Below are 18,094 nucleotides of genomic sequence, written 5' to 3'. Positions count from 1 at the left end.
CCTTGCCGACTGGTAGACCGATCGGTATATTCATCGTATCGGGCTCATCGCCAGGGCCGCAAGGAGGGTGTTTCGTGGGAACAGTGCATACTCGCGCCGAACAACGACAGTTCCGGGTGTTCCGCGCGGTCGGACGTTACCTGCTCAACCCGACGGTGCGGGGTCTGGCTCGACTCGGCGCCGTCCGCCGAACGCAGGTAAGCGAATTGGAAACCCTCGGCCGCAAAACGGGGCAGCTGCGACGGGTACCGGTTTCGCCGATCTTCGACGAAACGGGGGCGTGGGTCATCTGCGGTCACGGCACGTTGTCGGGCTGGGGCGCCAACATCGAGGCCAACCCGAATGTTCGTATCCAGCAAGGAGATCGATGGCGTTCCGGCATCGCGACCTTCGTGCCGGATGACGATGTGCGCGCCCGCGTGCGGCGGTCCGGTGCGGCCGGGCCGAAGATCGCGTCCTACGGAACTGCGCCCGTGTCTGTGCGCATCGAATTCACCGACTAGACCGTTCCCGGGTGCCGGGCAGAAGCCGGAGCTCAAAACCATCGGATCAGAAGGATCGAAACGCGCCACGACGGCGCGACCGCTCCCGAATCAGCGCAGGTCTGAGCCGATTCAGTGGTGACGCAACCGTGGCGCTCACGGCGCGGTGACGCCGTCGGCGCACGGGCTTCCGTCTGTACCGGTGTTACGTTGCGGGCCGTTACGCAGGTCTGCAAGGGAAGATGGATGGTATCGGCACCCGCACGCGGTTCTGGCGCGCTCAGCTCGAGCGGCGTGCCCGCAGCAGTTCGACCGAGCAGTACGGCCGGAGCGCCGCGGCGCCGACGCGACCGCGGTGAGCTCACCCGGGTGGCGCTGTTGGCCGCCCTGCCGATCCTGAGCCTCGTCGCCGTCATCATCGGCTGGGACGCCGCGGTGCGGTTCGAACTCTTCTCCGCCCGGCTCTTGCCGGCGCCCGCGCAGGTTGTGCACGCCGCGCGTGAGATGTACAGCGACGGAACGCTGTTCGCCGACTCGGCCGCGAGCTTTCGACGGGCTCTCCAAGGGTTTGTCGTCGGATCGCTGATCGCCATCGTGGTGGGCACCCTCACCGGCCGCTCCCGTATTGCCCGGGGCCTGTTGGAACCCACCATTCAGATCATTCGGCCCATCCCGGCCATTGCGCTGGTGCCGTTGGCGATCCTGTGGTTCGGCATCGGTGAAGAGTCCAAACTGTTCCTCACCAGCCTCGGCGTCTTCTTCCCGGTCTGGGTGAACACACACGCCGGGATCGCCGCGACGCGCGACGACCATCTGCGGGTGGCGGCATCGCTGGGCTCGTCAAAGTTGTTGACGTTCACCAACGTCGTCCTGCCGGGCGCCCTGCCAGCGGTGCTCACCGGCCTGCGCCAGGGGATCGCGACATCCCTCATCCTGATCGTGGCATCCGAGCAGTCCGGTGTCACCGAGGGACTCGGCTTCCGGCTCGACCAGGCGCGCCTGTTCAGCCAACCCGACCGGTTGTTCGTCTGTCTCGCTGCGCTGGGCATCGTCGGTGCCCTCGCCGATCAGCTGTTCCACCAGGCCACGCGTCACACCGTGCGCTGGGCGAAGGAGCAGTCGTGACCGCCGGCGACATCGCCGTCGATTCGCTGACAGTGCGGTACCCGGGAGCGGGCCGTCCCGTCGTCGACGGCCTCGACCTCACCATCGAGTCCGGGGCCTTTCTGGCGGTCCTCGGGACATGCCGCTGGCCATCGCCGTCATGATCGTCGTGCTGGTGATCGGCATCGTCGTCGACTCGGTGTTCGGCCTGGCGGACAGCCAGATCCGCCGGTACTGGGGACTGGTCGACGGTGACCGCGAATGACCGGTGGCCTGAACCCTTTTCGCCTCTGGGCGTTCGGCGACGCCCACGTCGGCACCGATCGCCGGTTCGGCAGAGACAGCCTGGCCGAGGCGATATCGCAGTCTGAATTCGGTGGGTCCGACGGCGGCCCGGCGTTCGACTGGGACATCGCGCTCGATGTCGGCGACATGTCAGGCGCCCACCACCACCTTCCCGACGATGCCGAGGGGCGAGAGCTGCGGCGGCAGTTCGACAGCCTGCGACGCCATCGGCGCGAGGACATCTACAGCGTGTGCGGCAACCATGACCGCAGCGGTCTGGACGAACCCGAGGCCTGGTGGTGGCAGAAATGGGTCGACCCGCTCGGGCGGCACACGGCGTTTTCCGGCGTCGACAGTGCGCGCCGGCCCTTTCCGGTCGACGGCGTGTGGCAGCACTACTCGTTCCGGGTGGGGAACCTGTTGTTTCTCATGCTGAGCGACCGCAATGAACCCACGCAGTCTGTCGGTCGCGGCCCGTTGGGCGGTAACCCTGGGGGAGTTGTCAGCGGCGAGACGTTCCGATGGTGGAAAGCCATGGTGCTGGCCAACCCCGACGCGATCATCGTGACGGTGCACCACTACGTTCTCAAGGACACCACCGTCGCCTCGGGAGAGTGGGAAGGTGTGCGCCGCGATGCCGACGGCCGGTTGGTGGAGCACTATCACCGGCCGTTCGAGGCAGGCACACCGCAAGGGGCGTCATACCTGTACTGGGTGGACAGCCGGCCGGACTCGGGCGCTTTCGAACAGTTTCTGGCCGCGCATCCGGGCCGGGTTCAGCTGTGGATCGCCGGGCACACCCACACCCATCCCGACGACAATTTCGGCGGCAAGAGCCACATCGAACAACGCTGGGGCACATGGTTTCTCAACGTCGCCTCGCTGAGCCGGCACCACATGCCGATCACGACGCTGCCGCTGAGCCGGTTGTTGACGTTCACCCCGGGCAGCGCGGAAGTCCGGGTGCAGTGCTACCTGCACACCAGCCAGCACGGGCCGCAGGGTTGGTATGACAAGGCGGAGAAGGTGATTGCGCTGCAGGCGCCGTTTCGCTGGAGCGGTTCACCGGCGGACTGACCCGAGAACGTCAGCTGCGCAGCGTCTGGTGGGGACTGCAGCCGAAGGTCTGCCGGTAGGTCACCGCGAATCGCCCGGTGTGGGCGAAACCCCAGCGGAGGGCGACGGCGCTCACCGTGGTGGTCGCGACATCGCCGGCCAGCAGCTCGCTGTGGGCTCGGTGCAGCCGGGCCGTACGCAGGTACTGCATGGGCGTGGTGTCCAGATGCCGGCGGAACATGTACTGGACCGCTCGCGGTGTCACGTAGATGGCTTCGGCGATGTCGCTGAGGGCGATATCGCGGTGGGCGTTCTCGTCGATGAACGCGATCGCGCGGCGCAGCAGTGGTTCGTTCGAATCCCGGCGATCGACGGGGTCGGTTCGGTTGTCGCCGTATTGGGCAGTGCGGCAAGCACACTGGCGGCCAGATGCTGGGAGGCGGTGGCGGCCACGAGTTCTGACGTACGTGCCTCCGGTGACGGCAGCACGTGATCCCGCAGATAACCGATCAGCGCTCCGAGTTGGCGCCCCGCCGCGGCCGAGACGGGCCGGTGTCCGAGGAGCCGCACGGGTTGTGACCGCCGACCGGGGCCGGTGTTCGCGACGCGGTTCAGTAGTGCGGGATCGAACATCGTGAGGTCGTAGTGCGCGTGCGACAGCCGGCCTGTGTAGGGGAGCTCCGGTGGCGCCAGGAGCGTCACGTCGCCGGCGGTGAAGGCGTCGGACGGTTCGCCGATGATGTCCTGTTCGAGCACGCCCGAATGCATGCGGCAGATGCAGACGCGCTCCAGGGGGTTGACGGCATAGCCGACGCTGTAGGTGAAGTGGAGTTCGTCGATGCTGACCGTGCCGGCTCGTTGCCGTTCGTGGCGCAGCAACGTCTGGTCGTCGTCATCGGTTTGCAGGCGCATCTTCGCGTACCTGCGGCCCAGGAACTCCTCGGTGGCACCGAGATCTTCGCTTTCGAATATTCCCGTGTCCACATGACTCCCATCCGCTGCACGTACCGGCGGCCGAGCAGCAGGTTATGAACGCTGCCTGCGATGTCAATCGTAGGACTATCCAACAAACGCAAGGTCACGTTCGCAAACGCTTCGCTTGATGGCCTTAACACCGGCGGTGAGCGCGGCTACCGTCAGCTATCTCTTCACCGGAACTGAGGGGTTGCACTTGTCGAGGTATCGGCCCGGCCATCGCGTGATTGCGTCGACAAGTGCGCACCGCTGTGTCTGAGACACCGATTGACGAGCCCGCAATGGAGACCACCGCCGCCCAATGGGACGCGGTCACGGTCCTGTCCGGCGGTCACGCGCACGACATCGGCAGGTTCCAGTTCTTCGTCGCCGAGCAGCGCTGGGTGTGGTCCGACGAGGTGGCCCGTATGCATGGCTACCGGCCGGGACAGGTGCAACCCACCACCGAACTGCTGTTGAGTCACAAGCATCCCGACGACCGTGCCAAGGTCGCCGACATCCTCCAGCGGGTGCAGTCGGGCGGGCTGTTCAGCAGCCGGCATCGGATCGTCGACGTGCACGGGCAGACGCATTGGATGGTGGTGGTGAGCGATCATCTGACCGACTCGGCGGGGAAGGTGATCGGAACCCAGGGCTACTACATCGACGTCACTGCAAGCCTGCAGTCGGACCTGACGGCGGCCATGGGCCACGTCGTCGAATCTCGCGCGACCATCGAGCAGGCCAAGGGCATCTTGATGATCGCTTATGACGTCGATGACGCCCGAGCCTTCGAGATTCTCAAGTGGCGTTCGCAGGCGACCAAACAAAAGCTCAAAGACGTTGCGGCACAGTTGGTCGGTTCCTTGCGGCGCACCGGTCTGTCGGCCGAGAGCATCAGCACCATCGACCAGCTGCTCCTGGCCGACGAGCGATCCGCGCAGTAGGCGCGAATCGCATCGCCGGCGTGCGTGCGGCTACAGCGACTTGCCGACCAGTGCGGCGAGATCTCCGATGCGGTTGGAGTAGCCCCATTCGTTGTCATACCAGGACACGACCTTGGCTTGGTTGTCGATGACCTTGGTCAGTCCCGCATCGAACAGCGAACTGTGCGGGTCGGTGACGATATCGGACGACACGATCGGCGCGTCGTAGTACTTCAAAATCCCCTGCAGCGGACCCTCGGCCGCCGCCCGCATCGCCGCGTTGATGTCCGCCGCACTCGCTGATTTCCCCAGCTCCGCGGTCAGATCGGTCACCGACCCCGTCGGCACCGGCACCCGCAACGCATACCCGTCCAACTTGCCCTTGAGCTCGGGCAACACCAACCCGATCGCCTTGGCCGCCCCCGTCGAGGTCGGCACGATGTTGATCGCCGCCGCCCGCGCCCGCCGCAAATCCTTGTGCGGCCCGTCCTGCAGATTCTGATCCTGCGTATAGGCGTGAATCGTGGTCATCAACCCGCGCACGATCCCGAACTCATCGTTCAACACCTTGGCGATCGGGCCCAGACAATTCGTGGTGCACGACGCATTCGAGATGATGTTCTGACTACCGTCGTACTTGTCGTCATTGACACCCATCACGATCGTGATGTCCTCACCGGTCGCCGGTGCGGAGATGATCACCTTCTTGGCCCCGGCCTCCAGATGCCCGCGGGCCTTGGCCGCATCGGTGAAAATGCCGGTCGATTCCACCACGATGTCCACACCCAGATCACCCCACGGCAGCGCCGCCGGACCGTCCTTGACCGCCAGCGCCTTGATCTTGGTGTCCCCGACGATCAGGGTGTCCCCGTCCGCGCGCACCTCATAGGGCAACCGGCCCAGGATCGAATCGAACTTCAACAGATGCGCCAACGCATCCGTCGAGGTCAGGTCATTGACCGCGACGATCTCCAGATCGGCGTTCTTCCCCGCTGCCTTTTGCGCATCCAGGGCCCGGAAGAAGTTACGCCCGATACGCCCGAAACCGTTGACGCCGATCCGAATAGTCACTGCCGATACTCCTCGCTTGATCGTTTCAGAACGAACCATACACCCATTAGGATTTTCTGCAAGCTAATTATGTATTTCAAATACCTAACTAGCCCTGACTTACGCTTGCGCCGGCGTGTGTCGCCTTGCTTCAATGGCAGCCATGGCGCTCAGCGGCACGTCGGTGTCACCCACTGCCGGCGAAGTGTTCGCCGTGATCAGGGATCACCGGGCTATTACCCGCAGCGAGATCGGCCGAATCACCGGTCTGTCGCGCACTGCGGTGACTGCGCGAATCGCAGCGCTGGAAGCCGACAATCTGGTGATCGAGCCCGAGCACGTGGCAACGACGGGCGGACGTCCGGCGGCGCAGCTCATGTTCAACGTGGATGCCGGCATCGTCTTCGCGGTGGCCATCGGGCGGAGCCGCACGCAGCTGGCGTTGTGCAATCTCGCCGGCGACATCCTTGCTACCGCAGACATCGATCAGGAGCCCGGTATGGGCCCGGACGATCTGATGCCCGATCTGGTGAAGCGGCTCGGCGAACTCCTGGACGACTCCGGGCGCCGCGGCGACCGCATATTCGGCATCGGTCTGAGTCTGCCCGGCACGGTCGATCGGCAGCTCGGGGCGAGCCTGGACTCGCCGAACATGAGCGGTTGGGACGGTGTGCCGTTGGCGCCGTACTTCCGGCATCTCGCCGACGCGCCGGTGGTCATGGACAACGACGCCAATGTGATCGCACTGGCCGAACGCCGCTTCGGATTCGCCGATGTGCAGGACATGCTGGTCGTCAAGGCATCCACCGGGTTGGGCGCCGGCATCGTGATGGGAGGCCAACTCCGGCGCGGCGCGGTGCAGGCAGCGGGGGACTTCGGGCACAGCAAGATCGCGGCGGCTGCCGGTATCTCGTGCCGCTGCGGTGACACGGGTTGCGTCGAGGCGGTCGCCGGTGGCTGGGCGATCGTGCGCGATCTGCGGCGTGAAGGGTATGCCGTGGGCCACCTGCGTGACGTCGTGGCGTTGGCGCACAGTGGGGATGCCAAGGCCCGCAGCAAGATTCGTGACAGTGGTCGACATGTCGGCGAAGTGCTCGCGGCCGCGGTCAACCTGATCAACCCCGCCGTGTTGGTCGTGGCCGGTGACATGGTCGGTGCTTACGACGTGTTCGTGGCCGGTCTGCGAGAAACCTTGTACGGCAACGCCAGCACCTTGGCCACCCGCACGCTGCAGGTCGTCCCGTCGGTGCTCCAGGAGCGCGTCGGCATCATCGGCTGCGCGACCACGGCGCTCGATCACATCTTGAGTCCGCAGATGGTCGATACCTCTCTGCAGACCAGGCTGGCCCAGTCACGTACCTGATGCTCGCGCCATGCGGCGGATGAGTTTCCGGGTGGCTCTTTCCAGGATCTCCTGAGCCGCAGCGTCATTCCGCTGCTTCTCGGCACGCCTGACGGCCGCGGAAATCGTCTGACCTTGTTCGTACGCCGTCACCACCCGGGGATCGACATACGAACTTCGCGCCACCGCAGGGGTGTTGCCGAGTTCGTCGGCGACCTCGCGGAAGACCGAAGTCCGGGCGCGGCGGATGGCTGCCTTCGTATCCGCCGGCGCGACGGAGGCGAAGCCCGCGGCGGCCATCACGGTGCCGTGCCATGTTCTCAGGTCCTTGACGCTGTACTCCTCGCCGACAAGCTCTTTGAATCGGGCATTGAGGTCGTCGGCATGGAGCTCTACGCACCCCGAACCGGTGCGGCAGTAGAAGAGTCGATCGGTTGGGTCTCGTCCGCGGCGTAGCGCTCGGACCGCTCGGACCACTTGTTGGTCTGCCAGTTCCAGATGGCGCTGTACGCCGCTCTTCGCCGGGTAGTCGAATATCACTGTGCCGCTGCGCACCTCGACGTGTTCGCAACGCAGCGTGGCCAGTCCGCGCGAGTCGTTCTCCTGGGCGTACTCCTCGCCGCCGGCGCGGAAATACCCGAGGTCGATCAGATGCAGGGCCACCGCGAGCACGCGCTCGCGGTGCAATCCGCGGCCGCTGAGGTCGGCTGCGATCCGATTTCGCCACTCGGGCAGCGCCGTGGAGAGCTGGAGCACGCGGTCGAACTTCTCCTCGGTGCGTTCCTGCTGCCACACGGCGTGATAGAGGTACTGGCGGCGTCCCGCGGCGTCGGTGCCCACCGCCTGGATATGTCCGTTGCGGTGGGGGCTGATCCAGACTTTTCCGCCACGCCGGTGGTATCACCAGTTCGCGAATCCGTTGCAGCGTCGCTTCGTCGGTGACGGGAGTGCCGTCGGCGTCGTAGTAGGAGAAGCCGTTGCCGCGCCGTCTGCGCGTGATCCCGGGCGATGCGATGTCGCTATGTCGCAGCCTCATGGCTCACCTGCCCGGTGTCTGTGTCGCACCGTCCGTCCTTACCCCGGTTCGCCTGCGGCGACACCTCGTCGACGCGGGCGTCAACCCCGGCGGTACCGGGCAAAATGATGCGTAGGTCACAGTGTCCTACATCACACCCTGAGCAGTCTGCTCAACATTTCCGCTGGCTGTTGACGTGCTCATCGCGACACGGCAGATTTCGCTGCACCGATTGCTTGTGGTTGGCTTTGCCGCTCCCGATCTGCTTTGGAGATTGCGGGACACGAGGGTCGGAGGTGCGAGCGGCTCGGGGCTGCGGGCACCAATCCTGCACAGGCAACAACACACTGAGGAAATTGATGTCTCGTTCACGTCTGACCAACGCCGTCACCATCCGTCGCCTGGCGGCCGCAATCGGCGCCGGCGCTCTCGTGACCATGGGGGCCGCCACCGTCGCGGTTGCCGAACCGGCGCGGGAGAACCCGGTGGGCGCCAATGGCTCGACGACCACCAAGGAGGCGCCTCCCACCGCGCCGCTGACCCCGTCGGCCAGCCCCGTCGTCAAGGCCGCGCCCTACGGCAAGAGCTAGATAGAAGCTGAAAGGCCAACTGTCGCAAGCTGTTCACAACGGCAAGCGACAGTTGGCCTTTCGGTCGACGAACTCATGCGCGCGGCATGATCATCACCGGGACCGGTGAATGACGCAGGATTTTCGCCGCTGCCGATCCGAGGAACACCCGGGCGGACTGCCCGGCCGCGCCCGACCCGAGCAACAGCACATCACCTGATGCCCAGCCCGTGTTCTCCACGGCCTGCTGCCAATCTCGCCCGCTGCTGACGACCATGTCCACATCGGACACGGCCAGATCCTCGCGAATTCTGTTGAGCTGCTTGGTGACATCGTCGGCGGTGCGTTTCGACCACTGCGCGACCACCATGTCCTCGGCACCCGCCTCGAGCGAGGGCCCGCCGAATGCCCAGGCGGGCCGCACGGTGTACGCCACGACCCGCAGCTGGGCATTCCAGTCCTTCGACAGCTCCGCGGCCGCCCGGATCAATCCGTTGGTGTCGGCCTCGCCGCCGTAGGCCGCGGTGAGGCGGCGGATCGGTTCGTGACTGAAGGCGTATCCGCGCGGCGCGATCGCCACCGGCACCTGCGCGGTGTGCACCAGCCGCTCCGTCACGCTGCCGAGAGCCACGCGTCCCAGCAGGCCGGACGACGACGATCCGAGCACCACGGCGCGGGCCTCGAACTCCTGCGCGAGCTCGAGCAAACCGGTTGGGATGGAACCGGATTCGTGAACCAGCGTGGGTACGTCCGGTCGCCCGGGGAGGCCGTTGACGACGGCCTGCAAGGACTGGGCCGTCTGCGCCTTCACGTGGCGCAGGTATTCCTCCTCGACGGGGTCGTTGCGCGGCGGCCACGAGCGCTCGAGAACCGCTGCCGCGATGACCTTCTCGCCCGTGGTCCTCGCGATCTGCACAGCGAGGTTGATCGGGGCGCTGCCCTGCCGGGAGGCGCTGAACCCGGCGATGATCGTCACGCGACAGGCTCCTCGGCGGGAGTCATCGCGATCACGTTGGTCACCGGGATGTTGTAGTCGGACCGGGCGCGGTCGACCACATCGAAGCGGTGCCAGATCGACTGTTCCGGTGGCTCTGTCGCGATGACGATCTGATCCGGGTGGAATTCGTCGACGCCGGCGGCCAACGCGCGCAGCGGGCGGTAGTCGCCCAGCTTGCCGTCGGCCTCCAGGTTCGCCGAGTGCAGCGCCGCCAGCGTCTGGTCGAGACGTTGCTGGGCAAGGACTTTGGTGGCCTCCCAGACATCGAGGGGGCTGTGCGAGGCGGCGGCGCCGGTCTCGATCGGGCTGACCGGCACCACGACGTGATAGGTCGTGGCGTTGTCGGCGCCGATGGCGCGCAGTTCGTCGAGCAGCTCCTCGGAGCCGACGGTTTCGTTGGCCAGCACCAGCACTCGGTGCGGCCGCTCGGTCGCGATGACGGGCTCCGGGACCGGCCGGCGGGAGTTGAACCAGCGGTTGGCGAAGAACAGCCCGATCACCACGGCCCAGGACAGCAGGCTCAGCGTCAGGGCCCTTCGGTTGTCTCCGCCCTGGACGTACATCTGAACCAGGATGGCGGTCATCGCCAGCGCCGTGATGATCGACAACACGGGGAACAGCCACATTTTGACCTTGAGCTTGTCGCCGCCGTTGCGGTACCGCAGCACGATCTGGGAGATGGCGATCAAGAGGTAGACGAAGAGGATGACGGCGCCGCTGGAATCCAGCAGGAACTTGAAGATGAAATCGGGCGAGAAGGCCGAGGCGATGACACCCAGGAAACCGATGACCGACGATGTGAGAATGGCGGCCGCCGGAACGCCGCGACGGGTGACGGAGACGAGCTGGGCGGGCGCCTCTCGGCGGGCGGCCAGCACGAACAGCATGCGCGAGGCGGTGTACATGCCCGAGTTCAGGCAGCTCAGGACTGCGGTCAGGACAACCGCGTTCATGATGTGGTCGGCGTAGGGGATACCCATCGCGGTGAAGGCCGAGACGAACGGCGACGCGGCGAGCTGCTTGCCGTTCCACGGCAGGATGGTCACCAGCAGGAACGCCGAGCCGACGAAGAAGACGGCGATGCGCATGATGACCGAGTTGGCGGCCTTGGCGACAGCGCGCTCGGGGTCGGTGGACTCGGCGGCGGCGATGGTCGCGATCTCGGCGCCCACCATCGAGAAGATCACGGTGACGACACCGACGGTGACCGCGGACGAGCCCAGCGGGAAGAACCCGCCGTGCGCGGTCAGGTTGGAGAAATCCATGGATTTGTGCGGCCACAGACCGAGCACGAAACAGGAGCCCAGTCCGATGAAGACGATGATGGCCGCGACCTTGATGCTGGCGAACCAGAACTCGAACTCGCCGAACGATGACACCGAGAACAGATTCGTCGCCGTCATCGCGATCAACAGCAGTAGGGCGGTGAGCCATATCGGTGCCGAGGGCAGCCAGTACCGAATGATCTTCGCGCCGGCGATGGCCTCGAATCCGACGACGATCACCCAGAAGTACCAGTACAGCCAGCCGATCGAGAAGCCGGCCCAGTTGCCCAAGGCGTTGCGGGCGTAATCGGCGAACGAGCCGGTCGACGGATTGGCCACCGCCATCTCGGCGAGCATCCGCATGATCATGATGATCAGCACGCCGGCGAGCGCATACGTGATGAACGTGCCGGGACCGGTGTCTTTGATGACGACACCGGAGCCGACGAACAGCCCGGCACCGATCACGCCCCCGATCGCGATCATGGACAGTTGGCGTTGGCTCAGTGCCTTGTTGAGGGTCGGTGTCCCGCTCACGTCGTCTCCTTCGCGCTGCCCCGACGGCGTTGTCAGGGCGTTTTCAGCCCACGCCCAGCGACAGATGTGAGCTGCACCACTATTTGGTGTGTGCGAATACTAAGCCGGTCAGCAAGGCACGCGGGGGCCAAAGGAGGCGCCATCTTGTCGGAACATCCGGCCGTTTTTCCGACAGCAGTCGGAAGGCCGCCGGCGCCTGGTATCAGCGGCGGCGCAGTCGGGCCAGCCGGATGCTGAGCATGAGATCGAAGCGGGCTTCGCCGTCGGTGAGGTCGGTGACGTCTTCACCGAGTGCCTGGGTGATCTTCTCCAGGCGGTAGTACAGCGTCGAGCGATGCAGGTGCATGGTGTCGGCCGCGCGTCGGGCATCGCCGCCGGAGGACAGATAGGCCTCGAGTGTCTGGATGAGGTCGTCGCGTCCCTCGGCCAAGAGCGCCGCGACGCCCGGATGGATCAGCGCGTCGAGTTCGTCTGGAGCGTCGGCGAGGCTGTCGGCGAGCAGCGCGACCGCCCGCCACGACCCGGCCGCGGTCCAGTCGAGCGCCGCCTCGCCCGGGCCGGCGCCCGCGGCGGCCAGGGTGCAGGCCAGCCGGGCATCCCGAAATGACTGGGCGGCCTGGGCCAGGGGCAGCCGGCTACCGGACCAGCCGATGACCGGCGCGTCATCGAAGGTGGCCCGGATCGACGAGGTCACGGTCTCGGCGAGTCGCTGCGGCGGGACCCGCACGTGCGCGGGGCAGAAGGCGAAGACGCTCACGGGATTGCCGGGCAGGAGGAACCAGTTGTGCGTTCGCTCGACGGTGGACAGCCGCAGGCGTAGTGCGGTGAGACGCTGCTCGGTCTCCGCGGCGTCCCCGGACGGGACGAACGCGAAGACGGTGAGCAGGCTGTCCGGCTGTGCCATGCCCTGGGCGCTGAGCTCGAGGAGCACCGCGTTCAGCGGCTCGCCCGCACCGGCCGCCAACAGGCGGGTGAGCACGGCCTGACGCGCGGACTCGACGGCCCGCTCGGCGGTCTGGCGCCGATCCAGGACCGCCACCAGATCCGCGCCGGCCTGGTTCGCCAGTGCACGTTCGGCCGCGCTCAGTGACTGCTCCGGGTCGATCACCCACAGGTAGCCGAAATGGTTCGCGGCCGATCGAACCGGCACGCAGTACCGCGCCACCATGGCGTACTGGGGCAGCGGCGGAATCGCGACGCCCGGGTCGGCGTCATCGATTCCGAGGGTCTGAAGCTCCGCTATGACTTCGGGTTTCGTGGTGCGCTCGAGGAGGCTGTGCATCCGCACGTCGTCGACGGTCCCCAGCTGGCGGCTGAAGGTCATGGGCGTCATCGCCGTGTCGTCCAGCAGGACCGCGCGATTCAGCGATCGGGCCAGCAGGTCGACGATCAGCTGAATGTGGGCACTGGGATCGGTGCCGTGCGGTTCCGCCATACGCTCCCATTCGGATCTGTGTCGGCGGCACTGCGCTCACAGGAACCGCAACGTTTGTTGCCGGTATCGTCGCACGCGCTCCGCGGCGGACGGGGCGTTGACGGTGGAGACGGACGATGTTGCCCGCAGTGTGGTCGGAAGTGCGTTGGGCCTTCACGCCGCCGCGCACCTGGCTGCTGGGCGTGGCGGCCAACGTCGTGCTCGCCCTGCTGTGGCTTGCCGTGGAGCCGCTGACCTCCGGGGGACGACATCACCACGATTGGGTGATCCTGGTCGGCACGTACTTCTCGTCGTTCGTGCTCGCCGACACCACGACAACCAATGTGCTTGGCGCCGACCATGATCGGGTCCGGCAGCGGCTGGCCGAATCGGTGTCGCCATGGCGGATATTGCTGCAGAAGAACCTGGCGCTGCTGATTCTCGTCGGACTTCCGACGCTCGTGGTTGCCGCGGTGCTCACCGTCTGGTTGGAGACTCCGGCCCGGCTCGGTGTGACGATCCCGAATGTTGCGGTGCCGATCGTGTCCTGGCTGGGCGTGGGCAATGCGGTGTCGGTATTGCTGCCGGTTGCTGAAGTGCGGTTGGTGCAGCGGTGGGGCCAGCGTCACGACCGGCGCCGTATCGCATTCTGGCTGTCGTCGCTGGTGCTGCCGTACGTTCTGTATTTCGTCGCCGACCCGGTCGGCGGGGTGGAGCACCGGGAATTGTGGCGGAAGCTACCGAACGCCGTCGCCCATGTTTTCGGTCCCGTCCTCGGCCGCGACACCAAAAGCGCTGTGCACCTTGGTATCGCGGTCGGCGTGTGGATCGCCGGGACAGTGTTTGCCGATTGGTGGGTGCGGCGCCGTGGCGTGCAGTTCCGATAGCGGCTACGGGGCCGGCGCTGCGTCAGGTGCCGTCGCGGCCTGCTCCGGTCCCGGGAGCCACGGTGCGCTCGCCGGTATATGGGCCGGCGCCGCGGTGGACGGCGGAGTCCCGGCGGGCGCGGGCCGACCGCGCCCGGCCTGATCGGCGGCCTGGATCGTCGTCGATGACCACGGCGCGGGTCCGGCCAGTGCATCGGCCGCCCACCCCGCCTGCAGTTGCCTCACGGCGAAGTTCACGCCCTGGTTGACCAATCCGCTGTCCACGTAACTGTTGTGGGCGTCGAAGCTCGATCCGTGGGCATCGCACACCAGGTCGTTGGGGGCACAGAGATCGGTGGTTTTGGGTTGGTAGACCGGGCCGACCGTGACAGCGGGAGAGCCGATGGCGCGCATGAACCGTGGCGAGGGCTTACCGAACAAGGCTACGGCGGCAACGTGATCCGCGACGTCGGGTGGCATGGGAGTCGGCACTTCGGCGGCGGAGATGCCGTCGGGAATGGTGCCTGCGGTGACGAAGCCCGCAACGGCGGCGCCCTGTGAGAACCCGCCGAGCACCATCTTGGTCCGGGGGCAGGCCGCCGCGGTCGTCACGATTTGCCTACGCGCGTCACGGATTCCGTCGACGGCGGTGGGGAAGTCGGTGGTCGCGGGATAGTCGACCGCGTACACGTCAAGGGTTTTCGGGATGATGGCGGTGCGCAGCGAATCGATGAACGCCGTCCCGACCCCGCCGGGTCCGGGCGCTTCGTCGGTGCCGCGGGCGAATATGACCTGGGCGTCGGGGCATTCGGCCGCGTGTGCTGTCTGCGGTAGGGCCGCGGAGATCAATCCTGGCGGTACCACCAGGATTGCGGCCGTAGTCAGGCTTCTGATGCGGCTTCTGCTTTTGCTTGGCCTCACGGGTTCATGCTGACACACCGGCACCCCATCCGCTCGTTAGCTGGGCCCGGCGCGTTCGAATCGTGACATACCAAGAGTCGGTTATTGCGTGTTAGCGGTGACGAATTCGGCGATGGCGCGCCGGCTACCGCAGCGTCATGACGGTGAACGCGACGACACTGACGACGACGATGCAGGCGCGTAAGGCGTTGGGCGGCAGGCGGCGTCCGATCCTGGCTCCGATGTAGCCGCCGATGGTCGAGCCGACGGCCAGCAGCAGCGCCGGTAGCCAGGCCACCTGGCCGACGACGATGAAGATGATGGCCGCGACCGAATTGACCAGTCCCACAGAGATGTTCTTGACGCCGTTGAGACGCTGCAGATCTTCTGACACGAACAGCCCGAACAGGGCCATCATGATGATGCCTTGCGCCGCACCGAAATAGCCGCCGTATACCGCGCACCCGAACACGCCCGCGTAGAGCGGCGCGGCATGGTCGGTGGACCGCGGCGCGCCGCGCCGGGCATCCAGCGCGCGGCGCAACAGGGGTTGCACCAGCACCAGCGCGCCGGCCAGCAGGATCAGCCATGGCACGACCGCGGTGAAGGCGCCGGGTGGCAGTTTGAGTAGCAGCACGGCGCCGACGATCGCGCCGGCCAGCGACACCACCCCGAGCCGGAGGATGCGGGCGCCCTGGCCGCCGAGCTCGTGCCGGTAGCCGTAGGCACCGGTGAAGTTCCCCGGCACCAGGCCGACCGAATTGGACATGTTGGCCACCAGTGGCGGGTAACCGACGGCCATCAGCACGGGGAAGGTGATCAGGCTGCCGGAGCCCACCACGGCATTGATCACTCCCGCGGCGACGCCGGCCAGCAGCACCGCCGTGATCGCGAGGGCGGTCAGGATCGCGTCTTACTGTGCGGTCTCACCCCGTGAATTCTTCACTGGCGTTCCTGTGCGGTTGCAGTGGCCTGGAAGAACTGCTCGACGTCCGCGGTCGTGAGCGTCTCGACGCCGATGAGTGCCAGGTCGGCGAGCCGCTCGGGTGTCACCTGGGACGTGGCGTCGGTGACCAGCGCGGCACGGAAGTCCCGCTCGGAGGCGTCGAACAGGGTGGCGCGGGGACAATTCGGCAGATTGCAGCCGGCCACCACGACCGTGTTCACCGCGAGGTCGCGCAGATGCTCTTCCAGCGCCGTGCGGTAGAACGCCGACCACCGTGGTTTGAACATGACGACCTCGCCCGCCGCCACCTGCTGGACGCCGCCGGCCAGTAGTGAGTCGTAGTCCAGGGGGTGCGCCAGCAGTTCCCCGGGTACCGCGGCGCCGTCGGTGTGCGGTGCGGCGATCTGCTTGCCGGACTCGATGGCGGCCCGGCGCGGCGGGTCGGCGTCGCTGCCGCCGGGGACGTACAGCCGCACGATGTGCACGATCGGCCGGTGCGCCGCGCGGAACGCCGCGAGCAGCCGGGCCATCGCGGGCACCCGTTCGGCGGTGCCGTCGACCTGCGACGGACCCGAGACGAAATCGTTCTGCACGTCGATCAGCACCAGGGCGCTGCGTGCCAGGTCAGGGGAGGTGTAGTCGTGGCCGGCAGACACGGTCCCGATCTTTCCAGACAACCCGCCGGCGTGAGCCACTCTTGACGACCCGATCGCGGCAATGCTAAGCAACTGCACAGCATTTGTTGCGCGCCCACCCCGGGCGCGGGCTCGCTGACGATGAGAGGCACGCGATGACGCTGCAGTCGGTCTTGGAGGACATCCAGAAGCGCCCGGGTACGGGTGAGCTCATCCCGATCATCGATCCGGTGAGCGAGGAGCAGATCGGCGAGTTCACCGATTGCGGCCCTGAGTTCGTCGACGAGGCCGTCGCCCGCGCCAAGTCGTCCTTCGAATCCGGTGTCTGGTCCGGTCTGCCGGGCCGGGAACGCGCCAAGATCCTGTGGCGCATCGCCGACCTGATCGACGAGCACGCCGCCGAGTTCGCGGCCATCGACTCGGCCAACACGGGCATGATGAAGATGCAGTCCGAGCTCGTCGTGCCGACGTGCGCCGAGTTCTTCCGCTACTACGCCGGCTGGTGTTCGAAGATCAACGGCACCGCCTACGACATCCGCACCAGCGGCATCGCGTCGGACGCCTACGTCGACCAGCACGGCTACACGCTGCGTGAGCCCTACGGCGTCGTCGGCCTGATCTTCCCGTGGAACGGCCCCATCTTCAACGCCTGCGCCAAGATCGCCCCTGCGCTGGCCGCGGGCTGCAGCAGCCTGGTGAAACCCGCTGAGGAGACCCCGCTTTCGGCGCTGCTGCTGGACCGGTTGATCCACGAGGCGGGCGTGCCCGAGGGGGTCGTCAACCTGATCACCGGGTACGGCCACACCGCGGGCGCCGCCATCACCGCGCACCCCGACGTCGAGAAGGTCGCGTTCACGGGTTCGACGGAAGTGGGCAAGGAGATCGTCAAGGCTTCGGCGGGCAACCTCAAGAAGGTCATGCTGGAACTCGGCGGCAAGTCGCCGGTGCTGATCTTCGACGACGCCGACCTGGACAAGGCCATCTTCGGTGCGGCCATGGGCATCTTCATCCACTCCGGCCAGGGATGTGTGTGCGGCTCAAGGATTTTCGTGCAGCGCGGCGTCTATGACCAGGTGGTCGAGGGTATCGCGAACGTCGCCAACTTCATGAAGTACGGCGGACCGGAGGAAGAGGGCGTGATGAGCGGCCCGCTGATCAGTGCCAAGCAGCTGAATCGGGTTCTGGGCTTCATCGACGAGGGCAAGAACGACGGCGTCGAGATCGTCGCGGGCGGGTACCGGCTGGACCGCAAGGGCTATTTCGTGCACCCGACGGTGCTGACCAACGTCGATCCCGGCATGCGCCTGTACCAGCAGGAGATCTTCGGGCCGGTGGTCAGCATCCTGCCGTTCGACACCGAGGACGAGGCCGTCGCCATGGCGAACGACACGAGCTACGGACTGGCGGCCACCGCGTGGACCACCAACGTCAGCCGGGCGCACCGCATCGTCAAACGCCTGCAGGCCGGCAGCGTTCAGGTCAACTGCCAGTTGGTCTTTGACCATGACCTGCCGTTCGGTGGCTACAAGCAGTCCGGCTGGGGTCAGGAGTTCGGTCGCGAAGGCCTCGAGGCCTACCTGAAGAACAAGAGCGTGATCGTCCAGTTGTAGCCGGCCCTGGGATTTGTGCACGTTTTTCCGCGCAGACCGCGAAGAATCGTGCACAAATCCCCGGGAGGACGCGGTGTGGTGGAGGTCACATGTGGGTGTGACCTCAGAACCTTCGGGTCCGTAACCGTAGGTTGGCGAGAC

General features: G+C 66.4%; 18 protein-coding genes and 2 pseudogenes. 10 read left to right on the top strand and 10 right to left on the bottom strand.

From position 1 onward, the window contains the following. The first annotated feature begins 83 nt into the window (after positions 1-83). The 5 genes from ACJH6J_RS03825 (at position 84) to ACJH6J_RS03805 (ending at position 2,948) form a co-directional block, all read left to right on the top strand. Complete coding sequence (locus tag ACJH6J_RS03825; RefSeq protein ID WP_406803561.1) at positions 84-503, top strand: nitroreductase family deazaflavin-dependent oxidoreductase; 420 nt, start codon at positions 84-86, stop codon at positions 501-503. A gap of 273 nt (positions 504-776) precedes the next feature. Next, positions 777-1,607, top strand: coding sequence for an ABC transporter permease (locus tag ACJH6J_RS03820; protein ID WP_406803524.1), 831 nt, complete (start codon positions 777-779; stop codon positions 1,605-1,607). Further along, positions 1,604-1,750: a hypothetical protein gene (locus ACJH6J_RS03815; protein WP_346416855.1), complete on the top strand. Its 147-nt coding sequence runs from the start codon at positions 1,604-1,606 to the stop codon at positions 1,748-1,750. The genes ACJH6J_RS03820 and ACJH6J_RS03815 overlap by 4 nt, the downstream gene beginning before the upstream one ends. Continuing rightward, complete coding sequence (locus ACJH6J_RS03810) at positions 1,726-1,851, top strand: hypothetical protein (protein WP_346416854.1); 126 nt, start codon at positions 1,726-1,728, stop codon at positions 1,849-1,851. Before ACJH6J_RS03815 ends, ACJH6J_RS03810 begins: the two co-directional genes overlap by 25 nt. Beyond that, entirely contained in the window at positions 1,848-2,948 is a 1,101-nt protein-coding gene (locus tag ACJH6J_RS03805) for a hypothetical protein (protein WP_346416853.1), read from the top strand. The genes ACJH6J_RS03810 and ACJH6J_RS03805 overlap by 4 nt, the downstream gene beginning before the upstream one ends. Positions 2,949-2,958: 10 nt before the next feature. Here ACJH6J_RS03805 and ACJH6J_RS03800 read toward each other — a convergent pair whose 3' ends face one another. Both ACJH6J_RS03800 and ACJH6J_RS03795 read right to left on the bottom strand, forming a co-directional pair. Then, positions 2,959-3,192: a helix-turn-helix transcriptional regulator gene (locus ACJH6J_RS03800; RefSeq protein WP_406803523.1), complete on the bottom strand. Its 234-nt coding sequence runs from the start codon at positions 3,190-3,192 to the stop codon at positions 2,959-2,961. Beyond that, a complete protein-coding gene (locus ACJH6J_RS03795) occupies positions 3,189-3,911 on the bottom strand; it encodes a hypothetical protein (RefSeq protein WP_406803522.1) in 723 nt (240 codons plus the stop codon). Before ACJH6J_RS03795 ends, ACJH6J_RS03800 begins: the two co-directional genes overlap by 4 nt. 335 nt (positions 3,912-4,246) lie before the next feature. On the opposite strand from ACJH6J_RS03795, the gene ACJH6J_RS03790 reads away from it, so the two are divergent. Further along, positions 4,247-4,828: a PAS and ANTAR domain-containing protein gene (locus tag ACJH6J_RS03790; RefSeq protein WP_346416879.1), complete on the top strand. Its 582-nt coding sequence runs from the start codon at positions 4,247-4,249 to the stop codon at positions 4,826-4,828. A gap of 30 nt (positions 4,829-4,858) precedes the next feature. Here the strand turns inward: ACJH6J_RS03790 and gap are convergent, their stop codons facing one another. Next, complete coding sequence (gene gap / locus ACJH6J_RS03785) at positions 4,859-5,878, bottom strand: type I glyceraldehyde-3-phosphate dehydrogenase (protein ID WP_406803521.1); 1,020 nt, start codon at positions 5,876-5,878, stop codon at positions 4,859-4,861. A 142-nt stretch (positions 5,879-6,020) separates the two neighbouring features. On the opposite strand from gap, the gene ACJH6J_RS03780 reads away from it, so the two are divergent. Then, entirely contained in the window at positions 6,021-7,220 is a 1,200-nt protein-coding gene (locus tag ACJH6J_RS03780) for an ROK family protein (protein ID WP_406803560.1), read from the top strand. On the opposite strand, the pseudogene ACJH6J_RS03775 reads toward ACJH6J_RS03780, so the two are convergent. After that, positions 7,209-8,235 (bottom strand): annotated as a pseudogene (locus ACJH6J_RS03775) (DNA topoisomerase IB). The gene ACJH6J_RS03780 and the pseudogene ACJH6J_RS03775 overlap by 12 nt on opposite strands. Positions 8,236-8,573: 338 nt before the next feature. Here ACJH6J_RS03775 and ACJH6J_RS03770 point away from each other — a divergent pair. Then, a complete protein-coding gene (locus tag ACJH6J_RS03770) occupies positions 8,574-8,804 on the top strand; it encodes a hypothetical protein (protein WP_212806484.1) in 231 nt (76 codons plus the stop codon). A gap of 73 nt (positions 8,805-8,877) precedes the next feature. Here ACJH6J_RS03770 and ACJH6J_RS03765 read toward each other — a convergent pair whose 3' ends face one another. The 3 genes from ACJH6J_RS03765 to ACJH6J_RS03755 all read right to left on the bottom strand — a co-directional run bounded on the left by ACJH6J_RS03765 (position 8,878) and on the right by ACJH6J_RS03755 (position 13,017). Continuing rightward, entirely contained in the window at positions 8,878-9,759 is an 882-nt protein-coding gene (locus tag ACJH6J_RS03765; protein ID WP_406803520.1) for a universal stress protein, read from the bottom strand. Further along, on the bottom strand, positions 9,756-11,582 hold the full coding sequence (locus tag ACJH6J_RS03760) for an amino acid permease (protein ID WP_212806482.1): 1,827 nt from the start codon (positions 11,580-11,582) through the stop codon (positions 9,756-9,758). The genes ACJH6J_RS03765 and ACJH6J_RS03760 overlap by 4 nt, the downstream gene beginning before the upstream one ends. A gap of 202 nt (positions 11,583-11,784) precedes the next feature. Further along, a complete protein-coding gene (locus ACJH6J_RS03755; protein WP_406803519.1) occupies positions 11,785-13,017 on the bottom strand; it encodes a PucR family transcriptional regulator in 1,233 nt (410 codons plus the stop codon). A 104-nt stretch (positions 13,018-13,121) separates the two neighbouring features. On the opposite strand from ACJH6J_RS03755, the pseudogene ACJH6J_RS03750 reads away from it, so the two are divergent. Then, positions 13,122-13,883: pseudogene (locus tag ACJH6J_RS03750) on the top strand (hypothetical protein); the annotation flags it as partial. A gap of 3 nt (positions 13,884-13,886) precedes the next feature. Here the strand turns inward: ACJH6J_RS03750 and ACJH6J_RS03745 are convergent. From ACJH6J_RS03745 to ACJH6J_RS03735, 3 genes are all read right to left on the bottom strand, one after another. Further along, positions 13,887-14,783 (bottom strand): cutinase family protein, encoded by an 897-nt coding sequence (locus ACJH6J_RS03745; RefSeq protein WP_406803518.1) that lies wholly within the window; start codon positions 14,781-14,783, stop codon positions 13,887-13,889. A 124-nt stretch (positions 14,784-14,907) separates the two neighbouring features. Further along, on the bottom strand, positions 14,908-15,642 hold the full coding sequence (locus ACJH6J_RS03740) for a sulfite exporter TauE/SafE family protein (protein ID WP_406803517.1): 735 nt from the start codon (positions 15,640-15,642) through the stop codon (positions 14,908-14,910). A 62-nt stretch (positions 15,643-15,704) separates the two neighbouring features. Next, a complete protein-coding gene (locus ACJH6J_RS03735) occupies positions 15,705-16,364 on the bottom strand; it encodes a cysteine hydrolase family protein (RefSeq protein ID WP_406803516.1) in 660 nt (219 codons plus the stop codon). A gap of 134 nt (positions 16,365-16,498) precedes the next feature. Between ACJH6J_RS03735 and ACJH6J_RS03730 the strand changes: the two genes are divergently transcribed. Further along, positions 16,499-17,953 (top strand): aldehyde dehydrogenase family protein, encoded by a 1,455-nt coding sequence (locus ACJH6J_RS03730; RefSeq protein WP_406803515.1) that lies wholly within the window; start codon positions 16,499-16,501, stop codon positions 17,951-17,953. Positions 17,954-18,094 lie beyond the last annotated feature (141 nt).

The organism is Mycobacterium sp. SMC-18 (assembly GCF_045310895.1).
Lineage (GTDB): Bacteria > Actinomycetota > Actinomycetes > Mycobacteriales > Mycobacteriaceae > Mycobacterium.
Note: the sequence above shows the minus strand (reverse complement) of the source record. Positions and strands in the feature narration are given on the sequence as shown.